The organism is Mesorhizobium sp. RCAM 05099 (assembly GCF_059683685.1).
Window position 1 is genome coordinate 125599 of the sequence record NZ_JCASJC010000002.1, and the last position, 25343, is coordinate 150941.

The following is a 25343-nucleotide window of genomic DNA, read 5'->3' on the forward strand; positions in this document are numbered from 1 at the left end:
GCGCCATGTATGAATTGAGAGCCGTCGAAAAGAAGTTTCCGGGTGTCAGGGCGCTGAAATCGGTCGACTTCTCCATCAGTCGCGGCGAGATCGTCGGGCTGGTGGGCGAGAATGGTGCCGGCAAATCCACGCTCATGAAGGTGATTTACGGCGCCTACCAGCCCGATGGCGGCGAAATCCTCATCGATGGCAAGCCTGTGCGGTTCAGCGGCCCTCGCGACGCGATGGAAAGGGGCATCGGGATGGTGTTCCAGGAGCAATCGCTGATCACCAACCTATCGGTGATGGAGAACATCTTCCTCGGCTATGAGGACCAGTTTTCGCGCTTGGGCGTGGTCAACTGGAAGGCAATGGCCAAAGCCGCCACGAAGCAACTCGCCAAGGTCAAGCTGGATATAGACCCGCGCACGGTCACCTCGAGCCTTTCCTTCGCGCAACGCCAGCTTGTGGAACTGGCCAAGGTGCTGACCCTGGAGGAGCGGGTGCAAGGCCATCTGGTCGTCCTGCTCGACGAGCCGACCTCGGTGCTGGCAGAGGAAGAGGTCAAGCTGTTGTTCAAGCTCGTGCGGGAGCTGACGACGCGCGCTTCATTCATCTTCGTGTCGCATCGCATGGACGAGGTAATGGAGCTCTCCGACCGCATCTACGTGATGAAGGATGGCCAGGTGGTCGATGTCGTCTCGCGCGGCGCGGCGACACCGGAGGCGATCCAGCACAAGATGGTCGGCCGCCACGTCGACAAGGAATACTACCGTGAGCAGCGACAAAAGCCCTACGACGCAACGAAGCCTTTGGTCGAACTCTCGGATGTCAGCCTGCCTGGACGGGTCCGCGACATCTCGCTGACGCTGCATGCCGGAGAGGTGCTGTGCCTGGTCGGCACCGAGGGTTCGGGTCGCGAAGCGATCCTTCGAACCATCTACGGCATGCGAGCGCCCATCAAGGGTACCCTGAAGGTCAAAGGCGAGCTCATCTCCCGGCTGACGGCTCGCGGCGCGGTGGAACGGGGCGTCGGCTATGTACCGCGCGAGCGCAAGGTCGAAGGCATCGTGGCCGGTATGAATGTCTACGAGAACATGACGCTCTCGCAAATGCCGCGCTACGCTCAGATGGGCTGGCTCGACGTGGCCAACGAGCGTGCCCTTGCCCGGACATGGATCAATAAGCTGTCCATCAAGGCAAGCTCCGAATACGCCGATTGCGGCAATCTCTCCGGCGGCAACCAGCAGAAGGTCGTGCTTGCCAAGTGGCGGTCGGGGGGCTCCGACATCATGCTTCTCGACCATCCGACCCGCGGGCTGGACATCGGCGCCAAGGAGGATGTGTACGACATGATCAGGGAGATGTGCGACGATGGAGTCGGCGTCATCCTCGTTGCGGACACGCTTGAGGAGGCGATCGGCCTTTCCCACACCATCGTCGTCATAAAGGACGGTGAGATCCAGAAGCGCTTCGACTGCGTGCCGGGCTCCAAGCCGACGCTCTACGACCTTCTGCACTACATGATCTGAGAGGCCTCCATGGACATCCAACGCCTCAAGCCGCACTTCCCCTGGATCACCCTTCTGATCCTGGTCACGATCGTCGGCATCGCCGATCCGAGCTTCTTGAAGCCGGCCAATCTCTTGAGCCTCGCTGGCGATATCGTGCCGCTGTTCATCATGGCGCTTGGATTGACCTTTGCGATCTACATCGGCGGCATCGACCTTTCGGCACAATCGATGGCAAATATGATCACCGTCGTCGCTTCGGTCTATCTGGCGTCACTGGGCATATGGGTTGCCGTGCTGTGCATCCTTGCAGGGTTCGTGCTGGGCACCCTCTCCGGCTATCTGACCACCCGCATGTACGTCCCCTCCTTCATCTCCACTTTGGCCGTCGGCGGCGTGTGCTTCTCGGTGGCGCAATGGCTGTCCGGTAATCGAGCCCTGAACATGGACGCCACGCAGCGCAACGAAACCTTCGGCTGGATGATCGGTCGAACGGGCATCGTGCCACACGAACTCTTCATTGCGCTCGGCTTGCTGGCGATCTGCCTGGTCATAGAGCGGCGCACCATACTCGGCCGGGCTCTGAAGGCCGTCGGCGCCGGTGAACGGGCGGCAGCGGCATCTGGCCTTGACGTCGCCCGCTACAAGATCCTGGCCTTTGCCATTTCCGGAGCGCTGGCCGCGGTGGCCGGTCTGCTTTTCTCTGTCAAGCTGTCGGGCGGCGCGCCGACGATCGCCAACGGCTTCCTCCTGCCGGCCATCGTCGCGGTGCTTGTAGGCGGAACGCCGCTGACGGGTGGCGTCGGCGGTGTGCTCAACACCGCGATCGGCACGCTGATCGTGGCCGTCATCCGCGCCTCGATGCTCTACTTCGGCATCGCGGCGACGCAGCAACAGATGATCTTTGGCCTGGTGCTGATTGCCGCTATCGCGTTGACCATCGACCGTTCCAAGCTCCGGACCGTGAAGTGAGGCACGCCATGGCAACGATGCGCGCCGCCGTTCTGACCGCTCCTCGACGTTTCGAGTTGCAGGAGGTCGCCGTCCCGCAGGTGGGTCCCGACGACGCCCTGATCCGCGTCCTGCGGACCGGCATATGCGGCACGGACATCCACATTTTCAATGGCCATTATGCCGCCGATCGACTGCCACTGGTGCCGGGCCATGAGTTTGCGGGAACCGTCGCCGCGACGGGCAAGCACGTGACGCACATCAAGGTCGGGATGACCTGCGTCGCGGACATCAACATCGGCTGCGGCGGGTGCTACTGGTGCCGCCGCAATGAGATACTGAACTGCCCATCCATGACGCAGGTGGGCATCGGACGCGACGGCGCCTTTGCGGAATATGTGTGCATGCCGGCGCGGCTCGTCATACAGGCTCCGGATCATGTGCCGGCTGAAGTTCTCGCTCTTACGGAGCCCGTCTCCTGCGTTGTGCGCGCCGCGCGCAAGGCGCGAACGGCCTTCGGCCAGTCGGTCGTCATCCTCGGCGCCGGACCGGTCGGCAACCTGCATGTCCAGATGATGCGCCTTTGCGGCGCAGCGCCGATCATCGTCGCCGACTTGTCGGAAGACCGCTGCCGGCTGGCTCTCGAGGCCGGCGCGGACGCGGCCATCACCGACCCTGCGGAGTTGAAGTCGGCCGTCCTGGAAAAGACCGGCGGACGCGGTGCGGATCTCGTGATCGAGAGCGTCGGCTCGGCGCGACTTTACGCGCTCGCGTTCGACCTCATCCGCAAGGGCGGTCACGTCGCCTTCTTCGGCCTCACCGGGCCGAGGGACGCGGTGTCGGTCGATATCCTGCGCACCATCCTCGAGGAGAACAGCCTCAAGGGCTCCGTCGCCGGCATGGGGGAAGACATGCACGATGCGCTGACACTGTTGTCGCACGGTCGCTTTCGGACCGAGGCGTTCACACGCGCGACCTTCCCGCTCGATGACATCCAGCGCGCTTTCGAGACCCTGGCGGAGCGACCCCAGGATCTCAAGACGCAAATCGTATTGAACTGAGAGCCGGCGCGACCCGCTTGCAAGGGATCGCGAAGGGCCGGCGCACCGCCAGAACGGAGGCATCCCATGCTCGATTTCACTGACCGCGCAACCCTGCCGGATGCACCACGCGAATTCGGGTTCTGGTCGGACGGATCCTGGCGCAAGGGCGGCGCCATGTTCGAGCGCCGGTCGCCCGGCCACGACGTGCCGGTGACGCTTACGCCCAAATGCACGGTCGACGACCTCAACGCTGCCGTCGCCGCAGCGCGCCGCGCCTTCGAGGATCGCCGGTGGGCCGGACTGCCAGGGGCCGACCGCGCCGGCGTGCTGCTGAGGGCGGCCGATATCCTGCGCCGCCGCCGTGATGAAATCGCCTATTGGGAAGTCCTCGAGAACGGCAAGCCGATCTCCCAGGCCCGCGGCGAGATCGATCACTGCATTGCCTGCTTCGAGGTCGGTGCGGGCGCCGCAAGGCTATTGCACGGCGACAGCTTCAACAGTCTCGGCGATGGCCTTTTCGGCATGGTCCTGCGCGAACCGATCGGCGTGGTCGGGCTCATCACGCCGTGGAATTTCCCGTTCCTGATCCTGTGCGAACGCATTCCCTTCATCCTCGCCAGCGGATGCACCGTTGTCGTCAAGCCTTCGGAGGTCACGTCCGCGACCACGCTGCTGCTCGGCGAGATCCTTTCCGAAGCCGGCGCGCCGAACGGCGTCTATAACGTCGTCACCGGATCGGGTCGGACGATCGGCCAGGCTTTGACCGAGCATCCGGATGTCGACATGCTATCCTTCACGGGATCGACATCCGTGGGCCGCTCTTGCGTGCACGCCGCGGCCGATTCAAACTTCAAGAAGCTCGGCCTGGAGCTCGGCGGCAAGAACCCGATTATCGTTTTCGCCGACAGCGATCTCGAAGACGCGGCAGATGGCGCGGCTTTCGGCATCAGCTTCAACACAGGACAATGCTGCGTGTCGTCCAGCCGCGTCATTGTCGAGCGCTCGGTCGCTCGGGAGTTCGAGGAAATCCTTGCCGCCAAGATGGCCAAGATTGTCGTTGGCGATCCGCTCCAGCCGAAGACGCAGGTCGGCGCCATCACGACGGATGCGCAGAATTCAACCATCCTGGGCTATATCGACAAGGGCAAGGCGGAGGGGGCGACCCTGGTCACCGGCGGTGAAGCCCTGGACCTTGGCGGCGGCCAGTACATTGTTCCGACGCTGTTTTCTGGCGTCACGCCCGCAATGTCGATCGCGCGCGACGAAATCTTCGGGCCTGTCTTGTCATCCTTCCACTTTGACTCCGTCGAGGAAGCGATCAGCCTTGCCAACGACACAGTGTACGGCCTGGCTGCCAGCGTGTGGACAAAGAACATAGACAAGGCGCTGGTGGTGACACGACGGGTGCGCGCCGGGCGATTCTGGGTGAACACGATCATGGCCGGAGGACCGGAGATGCCGCTTGGCGGGTTCAAGCAGTCCGGCTGGGGAAGAGAAGCGGGAATGTACGGCGTGGAAGAATACACTCAGGTGAAGTCCGTCCACATCGAAATCGGCAAGCGTTCGCACTGGGTCAAATAATGGCGAAAGGATTCGACTATGTGATCGTCGGCGCCGGCTCGTCGGGCTGCGTGCTTGCCGCGCGGCTGTCCGAGAATCCGGCTGTCAGGGTCTGCATCATCGAGGCCGGTGGCAAGGACAGCCATCCCTATATCCATATGCCGGTCGGGTTCGCCAAGATGACCACGGGGCCCCTCACCTGGGGGCTGGTTACTGCCCCGCAGAAGCACGCCGACAATCGTGAGATCCTCTATGCGCAGGCAAAGGTGCTGGGCGGCGGCTCTTCCATCAATGCGGAGGTCTACACGCGCGGCCATGAGTCCGACTACGACCGGTGGGCCAACGAGGAAGGCGCGGATGGCTGGGCGTTCAAGGACGTCCAGAAGTACTTCCTGCGTTCCGAGGGCAACAGTATCCTCTCGGGCAACCTGCATGGCACCGATGGCCCGCTCGGCGTATCAAACATACCCGATCCGAACGTGGTTTCGCGCGCCTTTGTCCAAAGCTGTCAGGAATACGGGCTGCCGTACAATCCGGACTTCAACGGCGCGAAGCAGGAAGGCGCCGGAATTTACCAGACCACAACCCGCAACAACCGCCGCTGCTCGGCTGCCGTTGGCTACCTCAAGCCTGCCCTGAGCCGCCCAAATCTCGTGCTGATCACTGGGGCTCTGGTTCATCGCGTCGTCTTCGAAGGCAGACGCGCGGTCGGCGTCGAATACTCGATTGGCAGTTCGCGGCACGTCGTCAACGCTGGCAGCGAGGTGCTGGTGACTTCGGGTGCAATCGGCACGCCGAAGCTGATGATGCTGTCCGGCATCGGCCCTGCCGACGACCTCCGTCGCCACGGCATAGAAGCGATCCAGGATCTTCCGGGTGTGGGGCAGAACCTTCAAGATCATTTCGGCATCGACATCGTGGCCGAGCTAACGGGCCACGATTCGCTCGACAGGTACAACAAGCTGCATTGGATGCTGTGGGCCGGCATCCAATACACGCTGTTCAAGACCGGACCGATAACATCAAACGTGGTCGAGGGCGGCGCCTTCTGGCATTCTTCCGCAAACGGCGCGTGGTCTGTTCCCGATCTGCAATTCCACTTCCTGGCGGGAGCCGGTGCGGAGGCGGGCGTGCCGTCGGTCCCGAAAGGGTCGTCCGGGATCACGCTGAACAGTTACACGCTACGTCCGAAATCGCGTGGAACCGTGACGCTGCGCTCGGCCGATCCGCGTGACAACGCAGTCGTTGACCCAAATTTCCTCGCAGACCCCGACGATCTGAGAGTATCGGTCGAAGGCATCAAGATCAGCCGGGAGATATTCAATCAGCCATCGCTGCGCAAATTCATCAAGGAGCTCCGTTTCCCCGACACAAGCGTGCGCTCGCAATCAGACTACGAAGCTTACGCACGTCGCTATGGCCGCACCTCCTACCACCCGACTTGCACCTGCAAGATGGGGAAGGATGCGATGTCGGTGGTGGACCCGCAATTGCGGGTGCATGGGCTGGACGGCATTCGCATCTGCGACAGCTCGGCAATGCCGTCGCTGGTCGGCTCAAACACCAATGCGGCGACCATCATGATCGGCGAGCACGCGTCAGACCTCATCCGGGGCAACCGCTGACGGTCGGCCATCACCACTTTGTTGGCCGACCGGTGGTTCTCGCTGTCATGCGTCGAAATCCGGTGCATAGGGGATGAGCCGCTTGCCAACCACGCGGTGACCGACGGCATTCATGGCGTCAATGCGGGTCATGTCTACGCTCGACAAGGTGAAGTCCATCACGTCGAAATTCGAGCGGATGTTGTCGGGCTTCGTGGACATGGTGTTGATCGGCAAACCCTTCTGCAGGATCCACCGCAGCACGACCTGGGCGGCCGACTTGCCGTAGGCCGAACCAATCTCGGCGAAAAGCGGATGCTTGAAGACCTCGCCGCGCGCGACCGAGCAGTAGGACGAGAGCGGGACGCCGGTCTCGGCAGCGGCCTCCAGCAGCTTGCGCTGGTCAAGAAGCGGATGGAATTCAACCTGGTTCGTCACCAGCGGGGTCCCGATGATCTCCCGGGCCTGCCTCATCATTGCGGCTGTATAGTTCGACATTCCGATGTTGGCGGCAAAACCCCGTTCATGCGCCTCCTGAAGGAGCTCCAGCGAGAGCCTGATATCGCCTCCTGGCGTCGGCCAGTGAAGCAGAAGGATATCGACACGATCCAGCTTCAGATCCCGCAACGACTGTTCGACGGATGGTATGAACCGCTCCGGCGAGAAATTCTCCACGGTAACCTTTGTCGTAACGCAGAGCTCGGCACGGGGTATACCGCTCTCTGCCAAGGCCTCGCCTGTGTCGGCCTCGTTGCCATAAGCCTGGGCCGTGTCGAAGGCGCGGTAACCTGCATCGATGGCCGCCGCGATCGCGGCGCGGAGCGGATCCCCTTTAAGGGGGAAAGTCCCAAACATCCGCTGGTTCGTCTTCTGGAACATGATGTTCATCGAAATCCTCCCACTGGTTGCCGGCGGCGTAGAGCTTGCCTTGAAAGCCGCAGGCGGCTATACCACGGTTATAACTATCTAGTTACTTATTGCCAAGCCTTATGGAGAGGAAGCGTGAGCAAGGTCAGGTCCGCAGCGGAAGCTGTCGCCGCGATAGGCGACGGAGCGGTGGTAGCGGTCAATTCGTCGTCCGGCCTGCTTTGCCCGGACGCCGTGCTTGAAGCTCTCGGCAAACGCTTCGCGGCCGAAGGGGCGCCGCGCAGTATCACCACCATCCATCCGATTGCCGCCGGCGACATGTTCGGCACCAAGGGCGTCGACCACATCGCCCTGCCAGGCTTGATCAGCCGCATCATCGGCGGCTCATACCCCTCAGGACCGACCAACGCCGAGCCGCCGCTGATCTGGCAGCGTATCCTTGCCGAGGATCTGGCGGCCTGGAACTTCCCCTCCGGCATCGTGTTCGACATGCTGCGCGAGGGCGCGGCGCAGCGCCCGGGGGTGTTGACCAAGGTCGGCATGGACACATTCGTCGATCCGATGCTCGAGGGCGGAGCCATGAACGCGACGGCGCGGAAGGAGCCGATCGTGCGGCGCGTCGAGTTCAACGGCGAGACATGGCTGCACTTCCCCGCCCTCAGGCCGGATGTGGCGATCATCCGGGCGACCACAGCGGACGAGAAAGGAAACCTCACCTTCGAGCAAGAGGGTGCGACGCTCGGCGCCATGGAGATGGCGCTTGCGGCGCGCAACTGCGGCGGCATCGTCATTGCGCAGGTCAAACGCGTCGCGGCCCAAGGCACTTTGCGGCCGCATGATGTGCAGGTGCCCGGTATCCTGGTGGATTTCATAGTCGAGGCGCCGGATCAGTTGCAGACCACCGCGACCGCCTACGATCCAGCCATATCGGGCGAGCTATTTCGGCCGCTGCACACATTCCGTACGCCGGAATACAATGTCTCCAAGGTCATCGCGCGCCGCGTCGCCCAGGAGCTTCGTGCCGGATGGGCCGTCAACATCGGCTTCGGCATCTCCGCCAACGTGCCGCGCATCCTGATCGAGGAGGGCCTGCACGGCGCCGTCACCTGGGTGATCGAACAGGGGCCGGTCGGCGGCGTGCCGCTGCTCGATTTCAAGTTCGGCTGCGCCTCCAACGCCGAGGCCTTCGTCGCCTCCCCCCACCTGTTCACATATTTCCAGGCCGGAGGCTTTGACTGTTCCTTGCTTTCGTTTCTTGAGATCGGCGCGGACGGGTCGGTGAATGTCTCGCGGCTTTCCTCGACGCCGCACCGGACCGCTGGCGCCGGCGGCTTCGTGGATATCACCTCGCGGGCGCGGAAGATCGTGTTCTCAGGCAATTTCAATGCCGGCGCGAAGATGCGGCTGGAGGACGGAAAGCTGGTCATCGACAAGGAAGGCAAGGTCGCCAAGATCGTGCCGAAAGTGGATCAGGTCAGCTTCTCGGGGCAGCGCGCCGTCAGCCAGGGCCAGGATGTCACCTATGTGACTGAAAGGTGCGTCATCCGCCTTGCGGCCGAAGGCCTGGTCGTCACCGAAATAGCGCCCGGCCTCGACCTTGAGCGCGATGTCCTGCAGCAGGCGACATCACCGCTTTCGGTCTCGCCGCAATTGAAGGTGATGGACGAGGCGCTATTCCAGGACAAACCAATAGGCCTGCGGCTGTGAGCGACCCACGTCTTGATCTGAGCTTTGACGGGCCGATTGCGCGGTTGACCATCCGCAGGTCTGAAAAGCTGAACGCACTCGATGCCACGATGGTCGATGCGCTGGTCCCGCTTTGCAGGACGGTGGAGCGCTCCGCGGCGAAGGTGCTGATCCTGATCGGCGAGGGCGAGAAATCCTTCTGCGCCGGCGGCGACGTCTCCGCCTGGAGCGCGCTCGGCCCAGCGGAGTTCGCGCGGCACTGGATACGCGACGGCCACGCAGGCTTCGACGCTCTCGCCAGGCTCTCGCAACCGGTCATTGCCGTCCTCAACGGCCATTGCCTCGGCGGGGGTCTGGAGCTTGCGGCCTGCGCCGACTATCGGATCGCCGAGAGCCACTCCCGCATCGGCCTGCCTGAAACCAGCCTTGGGATCATACCCGGCTGGTCAGGCACCCAGCGCACGGTCCGTCGTTTCGGCTCGCAGCTTATCCGGCGTATGTCGATCTTCGGCGAGGTCTATTCCGCCGACGAGGCGTTGAGGCTGTCGCTTGTCGACAAGGTCGTCGACAAGGGGCGCGGCCTGGCCGCGGCTGAGGATCTTGCCGCGATCGTCGCAGCCAGGTCGGCTACAGCCACAGAGCTTGCCAAGATGCTCATCAACGCTGCTGAAGGCGAGGAGCGTGAGCGTGTTTTGGATGCGTTTGCCGGGCGTATTGCAGCCGGCAGCGATGATCTTCGACAGGGTCTGGCGGCCTTCCGGGAGAAGAGCCGCCGGCCGAAAGACTAATCTTGGGACCGATCTGAAGGCCGCAGAAGGCCGTTTCTCAGGAGGTGGCTGACCACGCAACAGCCCCCTCACCCGGGGGCTCTCGCAGGGCTGCGTCCACTGTCCAGCCTCCGTCTTCAACAAACGGAGCGGAAACGCTCCACACAAGCGTCCAGAACCTCCTCTGGATTACGCTTCCACCAGTTTTGCGCCGAGAACACCTCCACCTCGCACGGCCCGTCATAGCCGGCCGCTTCCACCGCCGCGCGGATTGCCTTCAGGTCCGCCACGCCGTCTCCCATCATGCCGCGGTCGAGCAGCACGTCGTGTGTCTGCGCCAACCAGTCGCAAAGGTGATAGCCGAAAATGCGCTTCGGCCCGGCCCGCAGCAATTCGTCGGCCAGCGAGCGGTCCCACCAGACGTGGTACACGTCGACCGCGACGCCCACATTGGGCGCGTCGATTGCAACGCAAAGATCGACCGCGTCGCGGATCGTCACCAGGCAGGACCGGTCGCCGCCGTAGACCGGATGCAGCGGCTCAAGAGCCAGGCGAACGTTTCCGGCAGCCGCATAAGGCGCCGCCTCGGCGACACGATCCGCGACCAGCTTGAGGCTTTCGCCGACGCCTTTCGTTCCCGGCTCCACTCCACCGGCGACGATGGTCAGGACAGGCGCGCCGAGGCCAGCCGCCATATCGATTGCGGCACGGAAATCGTCCATGATTGCCTGGCGGCCGGGCAGCGCCAAGGGGCCGGTGAGATAAGGGGCGCGGCATAGGCCGACCACATTCAGGCCGGCCGCGCGAACCCGCTCACCTATTTCGACGGCGCGGCTATCGATCTCGCGACGCCAGAAGACAATGCCGCGCAGGTCGCGTTCAGCGCAGGCATCGAGCACACGCTCGATCGACCGGCCCGCGCCGTACCCGTCGAGATTGTGGCCTAGCGTCGCCGTGTTCAGCGCCAGCGCGGAATGGTCCTTCCTAAAATCGCGCATAATGCCGATCACAGGCCATAGAGGGCAAGCAGCTTGCGCATGCGCCCCGCCGCGAGTTCGGGATCTCCAAGAAGACCGCATCCGTCGGCCAGCTTGAACACATCCACGAAATAGGGCAGCGGCCGCATCGACTGAGCGCCACCGAGCATGATGAAATGATCCTGGAACCCGTTCAGCCAGGCAAGGAAGACGACGCCCGTCTTGTAGTATTGCGTGGGCGCGCGGAATATCAGTCGCGCGAGCGGCACGGTTGGATCCAGCGTGGCGTGGAACCCTTGGATATCCCCCCGGCCGAACCGGTCGATGGCGTAGGCGGCGGCCGGCGCCAGCGGGTCGAAGATGCCGAGAAGGGCATGCGAGAAGCCCTGCTCGTCTCCGGCGATCAGCTCCGGGTAGTTGAAGTCGTCGCCGGTATACATCTTCACGCCGGCGGGCAGACGGCGGCGCATCGCCACTTCCTTTCCCTTGTCGAGAAGCGAAATCTTGATGCCGTCGATCTTGGCGGTGTTATCCCCGATGATTGCCAACACCGTCTCGAGCGCGTCCTCGAAGCGGTCGGCTCCCCAATAGCCCTTGAGGGCCGGATCGAACATCTCCCCCAGCCAGTGCAGGATCACCGGACGGTCGCAGCGTACAAGCACGTCGCCATAGACCGAGACATAGTCGTCCGGCGAACGCGCCACGGCCGCCAGCGCGCGGCTGGCCATGACGATCAACCTGCCACCGGCCTTCTGGATGGCCTCGATCTGTTCGAAATAGGCGCGGCGGACATCATCGAGCGAGCGTGCCTCGGCCGGTCCGAGCTGATCGGTGCCGGCGCCGTTGAAGACGAGCGCGTCCGGCAGTTCTTTCCGGGTCCGGCGGATGAGCTCCAAAGCCGAAGGCCAGTCGAGACCCATGCCACGCTGCGCGGTGTCCATTGCTTCGGCAATCCCGAGGCCGAGCCCGTCGAGGTGGCGCCTGAATGCCATCGTTGCCTTCCAGTCGATGGCGGCAGGGCTGCCGGGATCGCTGGCGCTTAAAGGATCCGCCACGACATGGGCCGCCGACAGCACGGTGCGTGGCGCGTCGGAGGACAGTCGCGCGGCGGGAATTGCCTTGCCCTGAAGCCGATAATCGGAAAATTTGCCCGTGCTGTCCGGCAACTGGATGATCATGGCGTTCTCCCTGGCCCTGCCCCGCGGTCAGAACCGCGGCACCAACATGCCCGCGTCGACGGCAATGACATGGCCGGTCGTGTATGGCAGCTCACCTGTGGCAAGCGTCGCCATGACGCGACCGACATCTTCCGGCTTTCCGAGACGCCGGATCAATGTCAGCCCCTCTTCGTCGATGCGGCGCCGGTAGGTCTCGCTGACGGCCTTGGTCATGGCCGTCTCGATCAGACCAGGCCGGATGTCGTAGACGGCGATGTTCTCGCGGCCAAGGCGAACCGCGAAGACCTGGCTGACCATCGCGGATCCGGCCTTCGACACGCAGTATTCGGCGCGCGGCTCAGCCACCGCCGTGGCATTGGAGGAAGAGACGTTGATCAGGCTGTAGAAGCGGCCGTCATCGCGCTTGCGGGCGACCAGCCGCCTGGCCCAACACTGCGAGAGGAAGAACTGCGCCTTCGTGTTGATCGCCTGACAGCGGTCATAGCTCTCCTCCGTCACATCGAGCGGATCGCCACGCGAGATGACCGACACGCCGGCATTGTTGATCAGTGTCGACAGCGGACCGATGGCGGCCTCGGCGGCGTCAAGCATGCTTTCGTGGGCGCTCAGATCGGCGACGTCGCCCGCAACGCGCGCGACCGGAACGCCGAGCGCCGCGACCGCGGCTTCGGCGGATTTCAACTCCTCGTCGTCGGCCGGACCGTTGAGCGCCACGCCGAATCCACGCCGGGCAAGCTCCAATGCAGCCGCCAGCCCGATGCCGCGGCTCGATCCTGTGACGAAAGCCGCATGACGCGATGGGATTGTCACGCCCGGGCTCCATGCTTGAGAAGCTCGCGAGCGATGATCATGCGCTGGATCTGGTTGGTGCCTTCATAGATCTGCGTGATCTTGGCGTCCCGATAGAGGCGCTCCACCTCGAAGCCGCGTATGTAACCGGAGCCGCCAAAGACCTGCACGGCATCGGCCGTGCGCGCCACCGCTATGTCTCCCGCAAAGCATTTGGCGATCGAGCAGGCCTTGGTTGCATTTTCCCCTGCATCGATCTTCTCGGCGGCGCTGCGCACGAGCAGGCGGGCCGCCTCAATGTCCTTCGCCATGTCGGCAAGCAGCCACTGTACGCCCTGGAAGTCGGCAATCGCCTTGCCGAACTGACGTCGCTGCCGGGCATAGTCGACCGCCGCCTCGAGCCCCGCCTGCGCAATGCCGACGGCCAGTGAGGCGATGCCAACACGCCCCTTGTCCAACACGCTCATCATCATGTGGAAACCGCGGCCCTCTTCACCCAACAGTGCTTCAGGACCCAGAACGACGTCATCGAAATTGAGCGCGCCAACCTGGCTGGCGCGCTGACCCATCTTATGTTCCTTCGGCCCGCGCTCTATTCCCTTGGAGTGCAGGTCGACGATGAAAATCGACATGCCGCGATGGCCTGCCTCCTTGTCGGTACGCGCCAGGACAAATCCGACGTCGGCAACCGGCGCGTTGTGGATCCAGATCTTGCCTCCGTTCAGCCGCCATCCATTCCCGTCGCGCTTGGCGGTGGTACGAATCCCGGAAACATCTGTGCCGGCTTCTGGCTCGGTAATGCAGTAGGCGGCCCTCTTTTCGGCGCGCATCGCCGGCCCCAGCCACTGCTGCCGCTGTGCCTCCGTGCCATGCTGAACGAGCAGCGTGCTGATCAGCTCGACGAGGCCGCACTGATCGGCGACGGATGCGTATCCGCGCGACAGCTCTTCCATCACCAGCGCATAGGTAAGCGTGTCGAAGCCTGGGCCGCCCATATGCTCCGGAACACCGATGCCGAACAGACCGAGCTCCCCCATCTGCTCATAAATCTCGCCAGGGAAGCGCTCGTCCCGGTCGAGCGCCTCGGCAACCGGACGAATGACATCTTCTGCAAACTGGCGCGCCATTTCGCGCACCTGCAGCTGCGTTTCGTTCAGCGGCACCGCCGACCTCCGTATGTAACTATCTAGTTACTACTATGCCGGAATCGTCGCCTGCGTCAAGCGGCGGACTTCGGATCGCGATGCGTTGTCGTTACAAGAGCTTGCGGCGCCGCGCGAACTTGAATACAAATAACCAGATGGTTACTTAAGGGAGGATATCATGAAGCCGTCTGACAAGCGCGTATTCGGCCGATCCGGTCTCAACGTCACGGCCTTCGCCTTCGGGACAGCGCCGATCGGCAATTTCCTTCAGCCGATAGATGAGCGCACTGCGGACACGATGATCCAGACCGCATGGGACGCAGGGGTTCGCTTCTACGATACTGCCCCCATGTACGGGCACGGCCTTTCAGAGCTGCGAACCGGGCATTCGCTGCGATGGAAGAAACGTGACGAGTTCGTTCTCGCCAGCAAGGTGGGCCGCCTGTTGAAGGCCGGCAAGCGCTCGCATATCGATTTCGCGCCGTGGTCGAACGCCGCGCCGAACACGATGGAATTCGACTACTCCTACGATGGCACCATGCGCTCGTTGGAGGATTCGCTGCAGCGTCTGGCACTCGAACATATCGACATGCTTTTCATCCACGACATCGACCGTTTCACCCGAGGCGACGAGCAGCCAGAGGTCTTCCGGCAGGCGATGGATGGCTGCTGGAAAGCTCTGGAAAAGCTGCGCTCGGAAGGTGCGGTGAAGGCGATCGGCGTCGGTGTGAACGAATGGGAGGTCTGCTACGAGGCGCTTAAACAGCGCGATTTCGACTGCTTCCTGTTGGCGGGCCGATATACGCTGCTGGAACAGGAGGCCTTGGACGCCTTTCTCCCGCTTTGCGTCGAACGCGGCGCGGCCGTACTCGTCGGCGGAGGATTCAACTCCGGCATCCTGGCCACGGGTGCCGTTCCGGGCGCCAAGTACAATTATTCACCCGCACCAGAAACCATCATGGCGAAAGTCGCGAAGATCGAGGAGGTCTGCCGTGCGCACGGCGTGCCGCTGCCGGCCGCCGCCCTGCAGTTCGTGGTGGCGCACCCAGCCATCCCCTCCTTCTGCGCCGGCACCCGCACCGTCCAACAGCTCGAGCAGAATCTGTCCTGGTTCAGCTACCCCATCCCTGGCGATTTCTGGCAGGACCTGAAGAAGAAGGGACTGTTGCGAGAGGACGCTCCAGTCCCGGCATGAGCGTAGACGCTCAGGGGAAATCGTTCACTGGCTTCGGGTTGAGCTATGAAGACGTGGAGATCGGCGAGCATTTCGAAATGCCTTCGAAAGATATAGCGGCGGCGGTCATCGAGGCATTCGCGGAAATGACCGACTTGCCCGATCCGGAAGCGCCGATGATGCTCAGCACCTCGCCCTTGCTGACCGTGAGGTCGATTCCTTTCAGAACGTGAAGCGCTCCGAAATACTTGAGCGCGGAGACTAGCGCGCTGTCCTTCATGACGCCGAGCGCCACCCCTACCCAGGAGGGCAGGACGGCCCTTAGCCCAATTGGCCAGACGATGTAGCGCATGTCCTGCCAGTAGTTCATGCCGAGCGAGCGGGCGGAGCGACGCATGGGTTGATCGACCGCATCGATGCCGGCACGCGCGACATTGGCGACCAGGGCGCTGGTGCAGAGCGTCAGGATCGCGCAGCCGGCTTCGAACGGATTGATACGGATGCCAAGGCTGGAAGGGTTATGACGGCAGGTCTATCGCGAAGGTCACCCGGATCGGGCTCTTCTTCTTCACCCCGATCGGCCAGCACCTGTTCTTGAGTTGCACGGCCAGGCTGGTTGCTGCTTTTGCCGCCGCGTCGGATTGTGGCCCGTATTCAACCACGTCTACCTTCTGGGCTCTCGAGGTTTTGTCCAGAGTGATCTCGAAAACCACTTTGAGTGATGGGCCTTCGACGTCAACCGGGATTCTTAAACAACCGCCGATTTTCGTTTCGAGCTGCGTAATCTCGTCAGCGTGAGCTGTACTTACGGATGCCAGTAGGGCCAAGGCAACGGCGGTTCGCATACATATCCTCCCCCAGGAGGGCTCCGACCTTACACCCCAAACATCGACCTCGCATCCTGGTTAAAGCGAGTTTGCCCGCTGCGGGTCCGGCCGATCAATCCCTCCACAGAATGAAGGAACATTATTATGGCACGTGGACTTCCACGAACCCTTGCGCACGACGCTGCGCTTGAAGCTGGCACTCATCCCCCGGTCGCTGGCCTGAAGGCAGGCCCTCATCACACATGCGAGCTAGATAGCAACGGGGAATACCAAGGCTTGTGCCGAGCGTCGGTGCCGTAACTGTCGATGCGACGACTGCGCTGCCGGAGTGGACGAGCAAGGCGCGGCGGTTGATCCTAGACGGCAAACTCTCCCATTTGCTGTGATGATGATCAGGCCAGTGACGTAAACCATCAGAGGGTAACACGACGGTTTGCGCATTTGTGTCAGGATGGAGAGACATCGGTAGTCGACAGTCAGTGCTGCTCGGCGATGCACATTGCCCACATCTCGGACAGGATATCGCGCCCGACCAACCTGCGACGGAAGCTTCGATTTGGTACGAGGCAGTCGCTCCCGGGGCGCTTCCATTGGGGCCGTGATGCCAATGGATCCGCGGTGCGGTGTGGGAGCGCCAGCCGACTAGCCTGCACTCGGCCGCAATCCTACGGCCGGCGTCCTTGCGGCGCGGTCGAGATGGATGGCACAGTGGCCATGCCGCAATGGTACCATCATTCCCGCCATTCCTGGTCCTGTTTCATGACCAGAGCCGGACATATCTACCGGCGACGTGACAAATGACCGAGGAGACAATTCCGATGAAAGCAATCGTAGTGACAGACCAGGCCGCCGGGACGGCCGGGATGAAGCCGGCCGAGCGGCCCGAGCCGCAGGCAGCGATAAACGACGTCGTCGTTCAGGTTCATGCGTCGGGCTTCGTCCCGACCGAGTTGGAGTGGCCTTCGACCTGGACCGACCGCCGCGACCAGGCGCGTACGCCATCGATCCCTGGACACGAGTTGGCCGGAGTGGTCATTGCCCTGGGGTACGGCACCACGGGTCTTTCAGTGGGACAGCGGGTGTTCGGTCTCGCGGATTGGTATCGCGATGGCACACTGGCGGAGTATATTGCCATGGAAGCACGCAACCTCGCGCCGCTGCCAGGCGACGTCGACTTCACCGTGGGCGCGAGCCTGCCAATCTCGGGTCTGACCGCGTGGCAGGGACTCTTCCAGCACGGCCGTCTTCAGGCGGGACAGAGCGTCCTTGCACATGGCGCAGCCGGCGCGGTCGGTTCGATGGTGGCGCAACTCGCACGTGAGGCCGGTGCCTATGTCATCGGCACGGGGCGCGCCGCCGACCTTCAGAAGGCGCTGGATTTCGGCGCAAATGAATTCATCGACCTTGAGAACGACGCCCTGGAAGACGTCGGTGGCGTCGATCTGGTGTTCGATGTCATCGGCGGGGACATCCAGAAGCGGTCCGCAGCTCTGATCCGGGCCGGAGGAACGCTGGTGACCGTCGTCGGCCCGGCCGAGGCGCGGCCCGCAGACGGCCTGGCGGTTGACTTCGTTGTCGAGTCCGATCGCGCCCAACTGAGTGAGATCGTCCAGCGGGTGCGGGACGGGCGACTGCGGACGAACATCGGCAAAGTTTCGGCCCTTAACGAGGCCGTTGCAACCTTCAACGCGAGCGAGCGACACACTGGGAAGACGGTCATCCGCGTTCGTTCGTGAGCGACAAGCGCCTATCGGTGTAGGGGCGACCGGCCATACTTCGAGGCAAGTACGACCGGCATAGGGCCGGCGAGATGATTGCCCTTGAGCGCAGCCATCAATCCGCCGAGGGCGCCGCCGACACATGCCAGGCAGACACGAGCCGGCTTCGGTCTCATCCGAGCTCGTGGATTGTCACGCCCGGCACAACCGCCTTGGCGATCTCGCACAGGTGCTGATGATGCGTGAGGTAGATCACCTGACCGGCACTCGCCATCTCACCGAACAACCGGAAAACCTCCTCTGACCGGACATGGTCGAAGGTCTCCATGATGTCGTCGGCGATGAATGGCACGGAGGGCCTGAACTGTGCGAACTCGTAATATCCGGCAAGCCTGAGCGCCAGGTAAAGCTGAAAACGCGCCCCCTTAGACAGCGCGTCGGCAACCTTGGACTGGCCGTCGCGCTGCAATGCAATGAGCACTTCACCGCCTTTGACCGGTTGGGTTGTCAAGCCCGAATACTGGCCGCGCGTCATCAGCGCGAAAGCGTCGGATGCCCGCCCCATCATTGCGGAGCGATGACGCTCGCGGTACACGCGCAGAGCGTTGCCGGCAGCCATGATACCCAGTTTCAGTTCGATGTAGCGAACGGCCCTGTCTTCGATGTCCAGCAGGACGGTGCGCCGTTCGGCATCGATACGGGCAACAGCGCTGTCGCCGCCAATGGCGTCCAGCTTGTCGGTCGCGCGCGTTTGCCGAATGAGCTGTTGCTGTATCGCCTCGTCAGAAGCGCGAAGCCGTTGCTCGGCTTCAGCCTTCTCGATTGCAAGGCTATTCAGATCGAGAGCATCCAAAATCGGACACGCCTGCTCGAACCCTTCCACCGCGAGCTCGGACGCAACCTGCTCCTCAAGCTCGGCGACCGCTGTGCGCAGACGGTCCCTGTCGCGCAGCAGTTCGTCGCGTTGCACGACGTCCGCTAGCGTGGCCACACCAAAGACGCCTAGGACGTCGCTCTTGCGGCGCTCATGGGCCGAAATTTCAGCATCGAGGATCTCGCGCGCATCCTGCAGGCGCTGCAGGTCATTGACGAGGCTTGCCTTGGCCTCGCGCGAGCGTTCGGCACGCTCAAGGCGTTCGGCAAGGCGGACCGCAAGCTGTTCCGGATCTTCGTCGGTCGCCGCCTCACCCGCTTCGGCCGCAACGGCGCTGACCTCGACCAGGAAATTGTCCCTGTCGGTCTCCATCTTGTCGATGCGCAGCCGCATGGCGTCCCTGTCTTGAAGACTTTTGTCGAGGTCGGCCAATTGATCAAGGACGCCGCCAATGCCAGGCGCCGATATGCCGCTCTCCAGCCAGGTGCCCTTGAGCGCTTTGGCAATTTCGGCCAGCCACTCGTCCTCGCGTCGCTCCGCGACTTCGACGGCTCGGCGCCCGGCAGCCAGATCCTCCTGTCTTGTGCCGACCGTCTTGAGCGCCTCGGTGCGCTCGGCGTCAATCTTGAACTGCCTGTCGAGGAACAGCTGCGCGACGGCCATGACCGTCTCCAGACTGTCGCCGGGATCCGTACCGACGCCGACGCTCGCCAGCGCCCCGCTCAGCTCCAGGCGTATTCGGTTTCCCTCATCAACCGCTCGCTCGGCCTTCTTGCCTGAAAGCTCGATCTCTTCAGAGGCCGCGAGCGCATCGACCCGGGCAGCAATGCGCTCCTCGATCAGTCCGATCAGACGTTCGGGGGACGTGTCCAGACCGTCTGCGAGCAAGTCTCGTGCCGCTGCGCGTATGTCGCAGAGCAGGGCCTGCCGCTCCGCGCCGTTGCGCGCAAGTTGGTCGCGCGCATGGGCGATGGCTGCCGCGGCTTCAGCGAGGCCGCGGCTTGTCGCGCGGATCTCCACGAGCTCACGCGCGTTGGCCAGGCGGCCTGCCCCAACACTATCGTCGCGAGCCATCGCTCCTGCGAAAATATCCGCCGTTTCGCCAGTGAGGTCATCGCGATGTCGTGCCCAGGCCTCGTCGCGGGCGCGGCGAATGGCGGCGGCCGCTTCGTCGTCGGTGACCGCGACCGAGGCCCGAAGCGCGTCCAGCTGTGCTGAAAGCAAATCGTGATTGCCCTGGTACTCGGCAAGACGTTCGGAAAGGATGGCCCTGCCCTTCCCGAGCTCGGCGGCAAGCGCCTTCCATGCGCCAAGCTGTCCGGCATTCGGAATGGCGATCCTGGCCAATGTCGCGGCATCTCCCGACCAGGGATGCAAACGCCCGACCGCGGCCTCCCACCGAATTGCGCCGGCATCCGCGGCCTCGCGTGCCGCCTTGATTTCGCTCAGGTGCCCACTGGCCCTGGCCGCCGACAAAGCTGAGACGAGCCTCGCCCTGGCAGGCTCTGGTACCGCCCGTTCCTCGCCAACCCGCTCGCGTGCCGCCTGGAGCGCATCGACGGCTGCCGCGGCCTCGTCGCGCGCGACGCGCAGACCGGTCGCGATCCCGGATCGCTGCTCGATCATCGTGCGAACAGCACCGATGTTTGCAGCAGGCAAAAGCAGCTTGGCAGGGTCTGCCTCGGAGGCTCGTCCCAGGGCGGCAAGGGAGCTCCTCACGGCATTGTCGAGGATCTGCAACTCCGTCCTGCGACTTGGCAGGTCGAGGCCCGCCGAGACGTGGCGCACCTTGCGGTCAGCCAAGCCGCGAACCCGTTCGGAGATCGCGAGGATCACTTCGTCGACATCGACCGAGGCGATCTTGGTCGTAACTCTGTCGAGTTCATCGACGCTTGCAGCCAGCCGCGTTCTCAGGCTGGCGTCGTCATCGATCATCTCGGTGACACTGCCCGTCCAGGTCCGTGACGGTGAAGCAATCTCAGGCAACGCGGCTAGCTGGGTTTTCTTGCGTCGGATATCGGCAAGGATCGGGATCGCGCGCAGATATCTCGCAATGGTATCGAGCCTCGCCGACAGCACCGACCGTTCGGCGATGCTGCGGTTGTACTTTTCCTGGGCGTCGAGACGTTCGGCCTCAAGTCCCTCATAGGTCGATGCCAGGGTGTCGATCTGATCGCGGCGCGATTTCAGGTCCGCAAGGCGTTTCTTGAGCAGTGCCAGTTCGGTTCCATGCGCCTGCTTGCGATAAAGCCCGTCGGCCTCGGCCTCGAGCGCGCTCAGCGTGTCGCTCGCATGGCCTAAGCCGGCGCTGGCCGTGAACAGCAGCTTGCCGAGGTCGCCGCGCGACTCCAGGATTGATTTTCCACCGGCCTCCAGCGTCTCGTCGTCCAACGAGAACATGGTCTCGTATGCGTCGCGAGACAGCCCGGCGAGATGTGCTGATATCGCCATTTCGCTGACCGGTTGGCCAGTCGCGTTCAACAATGAATTGGTGCGCTGCTTGGTGCGGGTGAACGTGTGCTCCGTGCCGCCGAGTTCGAGCACGCCGCCGATGCGCATGGCGCTGTACTCGTGCAGGAAATTGTAGCGGCTGCGTTCTTCAATGCCGAACAGCAGGTCGAGATAGCCGGCAAGCGCGGTCGACTTGCCGGCCTCGTTCAGGCCGAAGACGATGTGCAGATCGGGTCCTGACGTGGGTTTTGGCCCGAAGTCGATCGTCCTGTCGGTGAACTTGCCATAGCGAATGAGGTCAAGGCGCCGCAGCCTCATGGCGCACCGCTGGCCTTGAGACCGGCGGTGACCAGGTCAGCTCCGCTGGCAAGCACCCTGTCGAGGAACAGTTCCAGCCCGGCCTCGTCCTTGCCGGCGAAGTCGCGTCCGTCAGGAGGCAGGTCCGCAACCATCTTCTGGACGAGCGCTCTCGCCTCGGCACGGAAGGCTTCCGAGCTGGCGTCGGCGCGCATGGACTGTGCGAGTTCGAAAATCGGGTCCGCGATGCCCTCGGGTGTTTCAGCTGTGGATGGAGAGACGCTAACCTCCAGCTTCTCCACCCAGCTGTCTCCCGTCTGCTCCGCGACCTGCTCGGCTTCTGCGAGCAGCAGGTCGCGGTCGCGGATCAGCGCCCAGGATAGAGGTGATGTCCCGGTCAGGCCCAGACGGACCACAACATGACGGGACCTGACGGAGGCGCGCACATCTTCGAGCGCGGAGCGGACGCGTCCGACGACGTCGGACCATTCCAACGTTTCGGACAGATTGACGTTCACCCGCTCGAATTGCGCGATACTGGTCAGCCGTTCCTCGATCTCGACGGTGCGGTCGTCGCGTATCGTCACCAGGGTGACGGATTTTTCTCCGGCCTCGTTGATGTCCCTGCCCTGCGGGATTCCCGGCATTACCACCGTGCTCGCCCCAGGATGGACCTGGCGGACATGGATGTGCCCGAGCGCCCAGTAGGCAAAGCCATGGCTGTGCAGGTCAGCGACGTTACAGGGAGCGTAGACGTCGTGGCCCGGCGATCCGGCCAAGCTGGTATGCATGATGCCGACATTGATCGCGCCTTCGCGCGGGGCTGAGTACTTGGGCAGCAGACTGTCCGGCGCCTTGGGGCTGGCAAAGCTCAAGCCATGGAACATGACGTCCAGTCCGCCGGCGCTCTGCAGCACGGACTGAGGACGCCCACCGAAGATCGTGACCGTGTCCGGGAACACCAGCTGCTTCGATATCCGCGACATAGCGTCATGATTGCCACGGATCTTGAAAACCTTGATGCCGGCGTGGTGCAGGCGTGTCATCTGTGACGCCAGGAACCGCGCCGTTTTCATCGACGTCTGATCGCCATCATAGAGATCGCCGGCAATGACCAGCGCATCGACACGTTCCGCAAGGCAGAGATCCACGATCGAGACAAATGCCTGGCGGCTGGCGTCGCCGACGAGTTCGGCAAGATCGGGGTTTCGCAGCGCCAGCGAACGAAGCGGCGAGTCGAGATGAATATCTGCCGTGTGTAAGAATCGAAATGCCATTAAGCGGTCTCCGGCTGCGAACATACCGATGTTCGACCGTGGCCCGATAGAAGAATTTCACGACGCAGCGTTGGTGTGATTGTTGAGCCTCAGGCGAGCCCGGCAAGCGAGAAACGTGAGGCTTAGGTCGGGCCACACAATGGGCGTTGGGCCGTGGGCACGCTGAGTTCAGTGGAACCCGGGGAGGACTATCGGGCAATCAGGACGTTGGAGGTAATACATTTTTCAAATGCGCTCTATACGCTTTCGCTATGGACCTTTCCCAGGTCGCGGGCCTCGTTTCAGGCGGTGGCCGGTCACGGTACACCTCTCCCGCATGTTCCCTTGAGACTATCGTCGTTGCCTCCGCTCCGACGATGTCCGCAGCCGCGTAGCGGTCAAGGGAAATCTCCCGCTCTTCGTGAACCGTGCTGCCCTTTGGCATTGCTCGTTCTGCCTTGCGGCGAGGTGGCCCTCAACCTTTCGGCTCCTGCTTGGCTTTGGCGAAGCCGCGATCCGTCGCGATGAAGCGCTCCAGCATCGGCACAATCAGGCGAACAGGATCAGTGGGTGGCTGACCCGCGTCGCGGCCAAGGATCTCAGCATATCTGGACAGATCGCGGTGCAGCGGCGCCGGTAGTTCCACTGTGACCTTAACCGGCTTGTCGTCTGCAATCGGACCGAGTTTCAGCTTGGCCATATTCAGCCTCCGTAGGGTTCGAGCACGAGATCGCGCGTAACGACGACACGCACATTGACGCCCGGCCGTATCGTCAGTGTCGGGGCGATGTTGAGTTGGCGCTGGACGATCTGCTGGCCCACCTGGCTGAGGCTGTCGGAGGCGCCGTCGCGCAACGCGCGCACGATGTCACTTTCCTGACCGGACGAGCCGGCCTCCGCGCCAACGCTGAGGATGGTGGTGAGTGCGGCCGCCTTGAACAGCTCGGCCCAATGGTAGTCGACGCCGTCCTCAAGGCCGGCATAGCCTTGGGCGTCAGTGCCGGGCTGGCGTTCAAGAACAATAGAACGGCCGCTGGGAAAGACCAGCCTGCTCCAGACGAGCAGAACGCGCCGCTGGCCGAAGCCGACCCCGTTGTCATACTGGCCAATGACCCGCGTGCCCTGCGGGATCAGCAGCGAGCGACCCGTGGGACTGTCATAGACATTTTCGGTGACCTGGGCCGTGATCTGGCCAGGCAGATCGGACCGGATGCCGGTAATGAGTGCTGCCGGAATGACAGCCCCTGCCTGAAGCACATAGGGCGACGCCGGCGGCGTGACGCGATCCGGCGCCACGGTGCGCCGATCAGCGGCCGCATTCAGAAAGCCGAGCTGGCGGTCTTGCGTGGTCGACTGGCCGATCTGACCGGCAAGGTCGGGGCCGCCAAGGTTCGGCGGGGCAGTTCCTCCGGGCGGGGTTTCGGCCATCGCCGCGGTTGACTGCCCTGTCTGGAAGAAGACACGCGAGGTTCGGGCCGCCTCCTCTTCGGCCCGCCGGCGCTGTTCCGCCTCATCGACCATGGGTGTCGCGATCGTTGACGGCACGACGGGCTGTCCCTTGTTTTGGGCATCAAGCATCGGCCGGCCAAGATCGCCAGGCAGCGGCGGTCCAAGTACAGGCCCGGTATAGTCGCGCGGCAGACTGGCCAGTCCGTCGGCGGGCTGCCTGTTGGACGTCGAGTAGAGCTCGTCGCCATGCCTGCCGGTTTCACTCGTCTGAAGCGCGTAGATCAGCGCGCCGCCGACGCCAAGCGATGCACACAAGCCGATGCCGGCGATCACCTTGCGCGACAGGCGCGTGACGCGCGGCGGATCGGCGCGAAGCTTCATCGGGGCGGCAGCGATTTCGTTCTCGTTCATGAGTGCTCCCCTCCCCTTTGAGGAAATGTGTTCTTTGCATTCGGCGCCGCGTTGGTGCCTGACATCCACAGACCTCTCCTCGTGGCATCGGTGCGCACGATCCTGACGGTCTGTTGCCGCTTGCCACTGCCAAGCCGCAATTCCGCCGCGCCAAAGAGACGGTCGACGATCAGGGTGTTCTGGTAGACGCGGCTGTTGGCGATCTCGGCCTCGCCGTCTGGGCCGATGACGAAGATGGGCGGCATCTCGCCTTGCACGATCCCGCCTGGAAACTCGACCATGACGGCGCTGTAGAACCAATCGGGCAAAATCAATTCGACGCCGAGCGGGCGCCCGTTTAGATCGAAGCGCTCCTGCCATTCATTGATCCACGAGAAGCGATGGCGCCGGCCTTCGGCGGGCTGGCGAATGGAGGTGACGACGCTTGTCGACTGCAGGCGATCGAGCGCCGCCTTGAGGCGCAAATAGTCTCGCTTCGAGACACCGCGGCCGACGAAGGTGAGCATTTCATAGGGCGTCGCGGCCATCAGGCGCGACGTGCGCAATCCGGCATCCCGCGCGTTGACGATCTGGCTCGCGGCCCAGATCAGGATATCGGCATCCCAGATCGTCGCCATGCCGTGGTCTGGCACCGCCTCGACGCGGATCGCCACATCGCCGGCGCGGAAATCGATCGGCGCGATGCGCCTGGATTTGGCAAGGGAAAAGAAGGGATAGGCCATGAGGTCCTGCGCATCGCGTGGCGCGACAACACCGGGCAGCGCGTGGAACAGATCAAGCTGTCCGCGTTCCGACGGTTGGCGTGTGCGTCCAGACATAGGGGAGATCA

The 25343-nt window shown here is 63.2% G+C and carries 21 protein-coding genes and 1 pseudogene; 9 read left to right on the forward strand and 13 right to left on the reverse strand.

All coding sequences use genetic code 11. The features are described 5' to 3' along the window. The first annotated feature begins 5 nt into the window (after positions 1 to 5). The 5 genes from AC56QQ_RS35370 (at position 6) to AC56QQ_RS35390 (ending at position 6669) form a co-directional block, all read left to right on the forward strand. Positions 6 to 1511 (forward strand): sugar ABC transporter ATP-binding protein, encoded by a 1506-nt coding sequence (locus AC56QQ_RS35370; RefSeq protein WP_497129363.1) that lies wholly within the window; start codon positions 6 to 8, stop codon positions 1509 to 1511. Between the two features lie 9 nt (positions 1512 to 1520). Next, on the forward strand, positions 1521 to 2462 hold the full coding sequence (locus tag AC56QQ_RS35375; protein WP_497129365.1) for an ABC transporter permease: 942 nt from the start codon (positions 1521 to 1523) through the stop codon (positions 2460 to 2462). 8 nt (positions 2463 to 2470) lie between these two features. Continuing rightward, entirely contained in the window at positions 2471 to 3502 is a 1032-nt protein-coding gene (locus tag AC56QQ_RS35380; protein WP_497129367.1) for a zinc-dependent alcohol dehydrogenase, read from the forward strand. A gap of 66 nt (positions 3503 to 3568) precedes the next feature. Further along, positions 3569 to 5065 carry an aldehyde dehydrogenase family protein gene (locus tag AC56QQ_RS35385; RefSeq protein ID WP_497129369.1) on the forward strand — a complete coding sequence of 499 codons (1497 nt, stop codon included), beginning with the start codon at positions 3569 to 3571 and terminating at the stop codon, positions 5063 to 5065. Next, a complete protein-coding gene (locus AC56QQ_RS35390) occupies positions 5065 to 6669 on the forward strand; it encodes a GMC family oxidoreductase (RefSeq protein WP_497129371.1) in 1605 nt (534 codons plus the stop codon). Before AC56QQ_RS35385 ends, AC56QQ_RS35390 begins: the two co-directional genes overlap by 1 nt. Positions 6670 to 6714: 45 nt before the next feature. Here AC56QQ_RS35390 and AC56QQ_RS35395 read toward each other — a convergent pair whose 3' ends face one another. Then, a complete protein-coding gene (locus AC56QQ_RS35395) occupies positions 6715 to 7536 on the reverse strand; it encodes an aldo/keto reductase (protein WP_497129373.1) in 822 nt (273 codons plus the stop codon). A 114-nt stretch (positions 7537 to 7650) separates the two neighbouring features. Between AC56QQ_RS35395 and AC56QQ_RS35400 the strand changes: the two genes are divergently transcribed. Together AC56QQ_RS35400 and AC56QQ_RS35405 are read left to right on the forward strand one after the other, a co-directional pair. Then, positions 7651 to 9222, forward strand: a complete 1572-nt coding sequence (locus AC56QQ_RS35400; RefSeq protein WP_497129375.1) for an acyl CoA:acetate/3-ketoacid CoA transferase — start codon at positions 7651 to 7653, stop codon at positions 9220 to 9222. After that, the gene (locus AC56QQ_RS35405) at positions 9219 to 9989 is read left to right on the forward strand and encodes an enoyl-CoA hydratase/isomerase family protein (RefSeq protein WP_497129377.1); all 771 of its coding nucleotides are present in this window, start codon (positions 9219 to 9221) and stop codon (positions 9987 to 9989) included. Before AC56QQ_RS35400 ends, AC56QQ_RS35405 begins: the two co-directional genes overlap by 4 nt. A gap of 116 nt (positions 9990 to 10105) precedes the next feature. Here the strand turns inward: AC56QQ_RS35405 and AC56QQ_RS35410 are convergent, their stop codons facing one another. Genes AC56QQ_RS35410 through AC56QQ_RS35425 form a run of 4 tightly spaced genes read right to left on the reverse strand, consistent with a single transcriptional unit; the run spans position 10106 to position 14075 of the window. Continuing rightward, positions 10106 to 10966 carry a sugar phosphate isomerase/epimerase family protein gene (locus AC56QQ_RS35410; RefSeq protein WP_497129379.1) on the reverse strand — a complete coding sequence of 287 codons (861 nt, stop codon included), beginning with the start codon at positions 10964 to 10966 and terminating at the stop codon, positions 10106 to 10108. A gap of 8 nt (positions 10967 to 10974) precedes the next feature. Further along, positions 10975 to 12123 carry a dihydrodipicolinate synthase family protein gene (locus AC56QQ_RS35415; RefSeq protein ID WP_497129381.1) on the reverse strand — a complete coding sequence of 383 codons (1149 nt, stop codon included), beginning with the start codon at positions 12121 to 12123 and terminating at the stop codon, positions 10975 to 10977. Positions 12124 to 12150: 27 nt separating this feature from the next. Next, a complete protein-coding gene (locus tag AC56QQ_RS35420) occupies positions 12151 to 12933 on the reverse strand; it encodes a 3-ketoacyl-ACP reductase (RefSeq protein WP_497129383.1) in 783 nt (260 codons plus the stop codon). Further along, on the reverse strand, positions 12930 to 14075 hold the full coding sequence (locus AC56QQ_RS35425; RefSeq protein ID WP_497129385.1) for an acyl-CoA dehydrogenase family protein: 1146 nt from the start codon (positions 14073 to 14075) through the stop codon (positions 12930 to 12932). The genes AC56QQ_RS35420 and AC56QQ_RS35425 overlap by 4 nt, the downstream gene beginning before the upstream one ends. A 160-nt stretch (positions 14076 to 14235) precedes the next feature. On the opposite strand from AC56QQ_RS35425, the gene AC56QQ_RS35430 reads away from it, so the two are divergent. Continuing rightward, on the forward strand, positions 14236 to 15252 hold the full coding sequence (locus AC56QQ_RS35430; protein WP_497129387.1) for an aldo/keto reductase: 1017 nt from the start codon (positions 14236 to 14238) through the stop codon (positions 15250 to 15252). A 43-nt stretch (positions 15253 to 15295) separates the two neighbouring features. On the opposite strand, the gene AC56QQ_RS35435 is transcribed toward AC56QQ_RS35430, so the two are convergent. Further along, a complete protein-coding gene (locus AC56QQ_RS35435; RefSeq protein WP_497129663.1) occupies positions 15296 to 15733 on the reverse strand; it encodes an ABC transporter permease subunit in 438 nt (145 codons plus the stop codon). Between the two features lie 16 nt (positions 15734 to 15749). Then, the gene (locus AC56QQ_RS35440; RefSeq protein WP_497129389.1) at positions 15750 to 16076 is read right to left on the reverse strand and encodes a hypothetical protein; all 327 of its coding nucleotides are present in this window, start codon (positions 16074 to 16076) and stop codon (positions 15750 to 15752) included. 800 nt (positions 16077 to 16876) lie between these two features. Here AC56QQ_RS35440 and AC56QQ_RS35445 point away from each other — a divergent pair. Beyond that, positions 16877 to 17794, forward strand: coding sequence for an NADP-dependent oxidoreductase (locus AC56QQ_RS35445; protein ID WP_497129391.1), 918 nt, complete (start codon positions 16877 to 16879; stop codon positions 17792 to 17794). A gap of 154 nt (positions 17795 to 17948) precedes the next feature. Here AC56QQ_RS35445 and AC56QQ_RS35450 read toward each other — a convergent pair whose 3' ends face one another. The 6 genes and pseudogenes from AC56QQ_RS35450 to AC56QQ_RS35475 all read right to left on the reverse strand — a co-directional run. Next, positions 17949 to 21419, reverse strand: a complete 3471-nt coding sequence (locus tag AC56QQ_RS35450) for an ATP-binding protein (RefSeq protein WP_497129393.1) — start codon at positions 21417 to 21419, stop codon at positions 17949 to 17951. Further along, positions 21416 to 22675 carry a metallophosphoesterase family protein gene (locus AC56QQ_RS35455; protein WP_497129665.1) on the reverse strand — a complete coding sequence of 420 codons (1260 nt, stop codon included), beginning with the start codon at positions 22673 to 22675 and terminating at the stop codon, positions 21416 to 21418. The genes AC56QQ_RS35450 and AC56QQ_RS35455 overlap by 4 nt, the downstream gene beginning before the upstream one ends. A gap of 454 nt (positions 22676 to 23129) precedes the next feature. After that, on the reverse strand, positions 23130 to 23354 hold the full coding sequence (locus AC56QQ_RS35460) for a DUF2274 domain-containing protein (RefSeq protein WP_489863817.1): 225 nt from the start codon (positions 23352 to 23354) through the stop codon (positions 23130 to 23132). Between the two features lie 2 nt (positions 23355 to 23356). Further along, on the reverse strand, positions 23357 to 24514 hold the full coding sequence (locus tag AC56QQ_RS35465) for a TraB/TrbI/VirB10 family type IV secretion system protein (protein ID WP_497129395.1): 1158 nt from the start codon (positions 24512 to 24514) through the stop codon (positions 23357 to 23359). Further along, the gene (locus AC56QQ_RS35470) at positions 24511 to 24795 is read right to left on the reverse strand and encodes a TrbG/VirB9 family P-type conjugative transfer protein (protein ID WP_497129667.1); all 285 of its coding nucleotides are present in this window, start codon (positions 24793 to 24795) and stop codon (positions 24511 to 24513) included. Before AC56QQ_RS35470 ends, AC56QQ_RS35465 begins: the two co-directional genes overlap by 4 nt. Next, positions 24793 to 25332: pseudogene (locus AC56QQ_RS35475) on the reverse strand (replication initiator protein A); the annotation flags it as partial. The pseudogene AC56QQ_RS35475 and the gene AC56QQ_RS35470, both read right to left, overlap by 3 nt. Between the last annotated feature and the right edge of the window lie 11 nt (positions 25333 to 25343).

Coding starts and splice junctions, on each gene's coding strand:
- AC56QQ_RS35390 (WP_497129371.1), top strand. CDS start 5,065: ATGGCGAAAGGATTCGACTATGTGATCGTCGGCGCCGGCTCGTCGGGC.
- AC56QQ_RS35440 (WP_497129389.1), bottom strand. CDS start 16,076: ATGCGAACCGCCGTTGCCTTGGCCCTACTGGCATCCGTAAGTACAGCT.
- AC56QQ_RS35450 (WP_497129393.1), bottom strand. CDS start 21,419: ATGAGGCTGCGGCGCCTTGACCTCATTCGCTATGGCAAGTTCACCGAC.
- AC56QQ_RS35430 (WP_497129387.1), top strand. CDS start 14,236: ATGAAGCCGTCTGACAAGCGCGTATTCGGCCGATCCGGTCTCAACGTC.
- AC56QQ_RS35375 (WP_497129365.1), top strand. CDS start 1,521: ATGGACATCCAACGCCTCAAGCCGCACTTCCCCTGGATCACCCTTCTG.
- AC56QQ_RS35415 (WP_497129381.1), bottom strand. CDS start 12,123: ATGATCATCCAGTTGCCGGACAGCACGGGCAAATTTTCCGATTATCGG.
- AC56QQ_RS35460 (WP_489863817.1), bottom strand. CDS start 23,354: ATGGCCAAGCTGAAACTCGGTCCGATTGCAGACGACAAGCCGGTTAAG.
- AC56QQ_RS35385 (WP_497129369.1), top strand. CDS start 3,569: ATGCTCGATTTCACTGACCGCGCAACCCTGCCGGATGCACCACGCGAA.
- AC56QQ_RS35370 (WP_497129363.1), top strand. CDS start 6: ATGTATGAATTGAGAGCCGTCGAAAAGAAGTTTCCGGGTGTCAGGGCG.
- AC56QQ_RS35455 (WP_497129665.1), bottom strand. CDS start 22,675: ATGGCATTTCGATTCTTACACACGGCAGATATTCATCTCGACTCGCCG.
- AC56QQ_RS35445 (WP_497129391.1), top strand. CDS start 16,877: ATGAAAGCAATCGTAGTGACAGACCAGGCCGCCGGGACGGCCGGGATG.
- AC56QQ_RS35395 (WP_497129373.1), bottom strand. CDS start 7,536: ATGAACATCATGTTCCAGAAGACGAACCAGCGGATGTTTGGGACTTTC.
- AC56QQ_RS35465 (WP_497129395.1), bottom strand. CDS start 24,514: ATGAACGAGAACGAAATCGCTGCCGCCCCGATGAAGCTTCGCGCCGAT.
- AC56QQ_RS35380 (WP_497129367.1), top strand. CDS start 2,471: ATGGCAACGATGCGCGCCGCCGTTCTGACCGCTCCTCGACGTTTCGAG.
- AC56QQ_RS35410 (WP_497129379.1), bottom strand. CDS start 10,966: ATGCGCGATTTTAGGAAGGACCATTCCGCGCTGGCGCTGAACACGGCG.
- AC56QQ_RS35470 (WP_497129667.1), bottom strand. CDS start 24,795: ATGGTCGAGTTTCCAGGCGGGATCGTGCAAGGCGAGATGCCGCCCATC.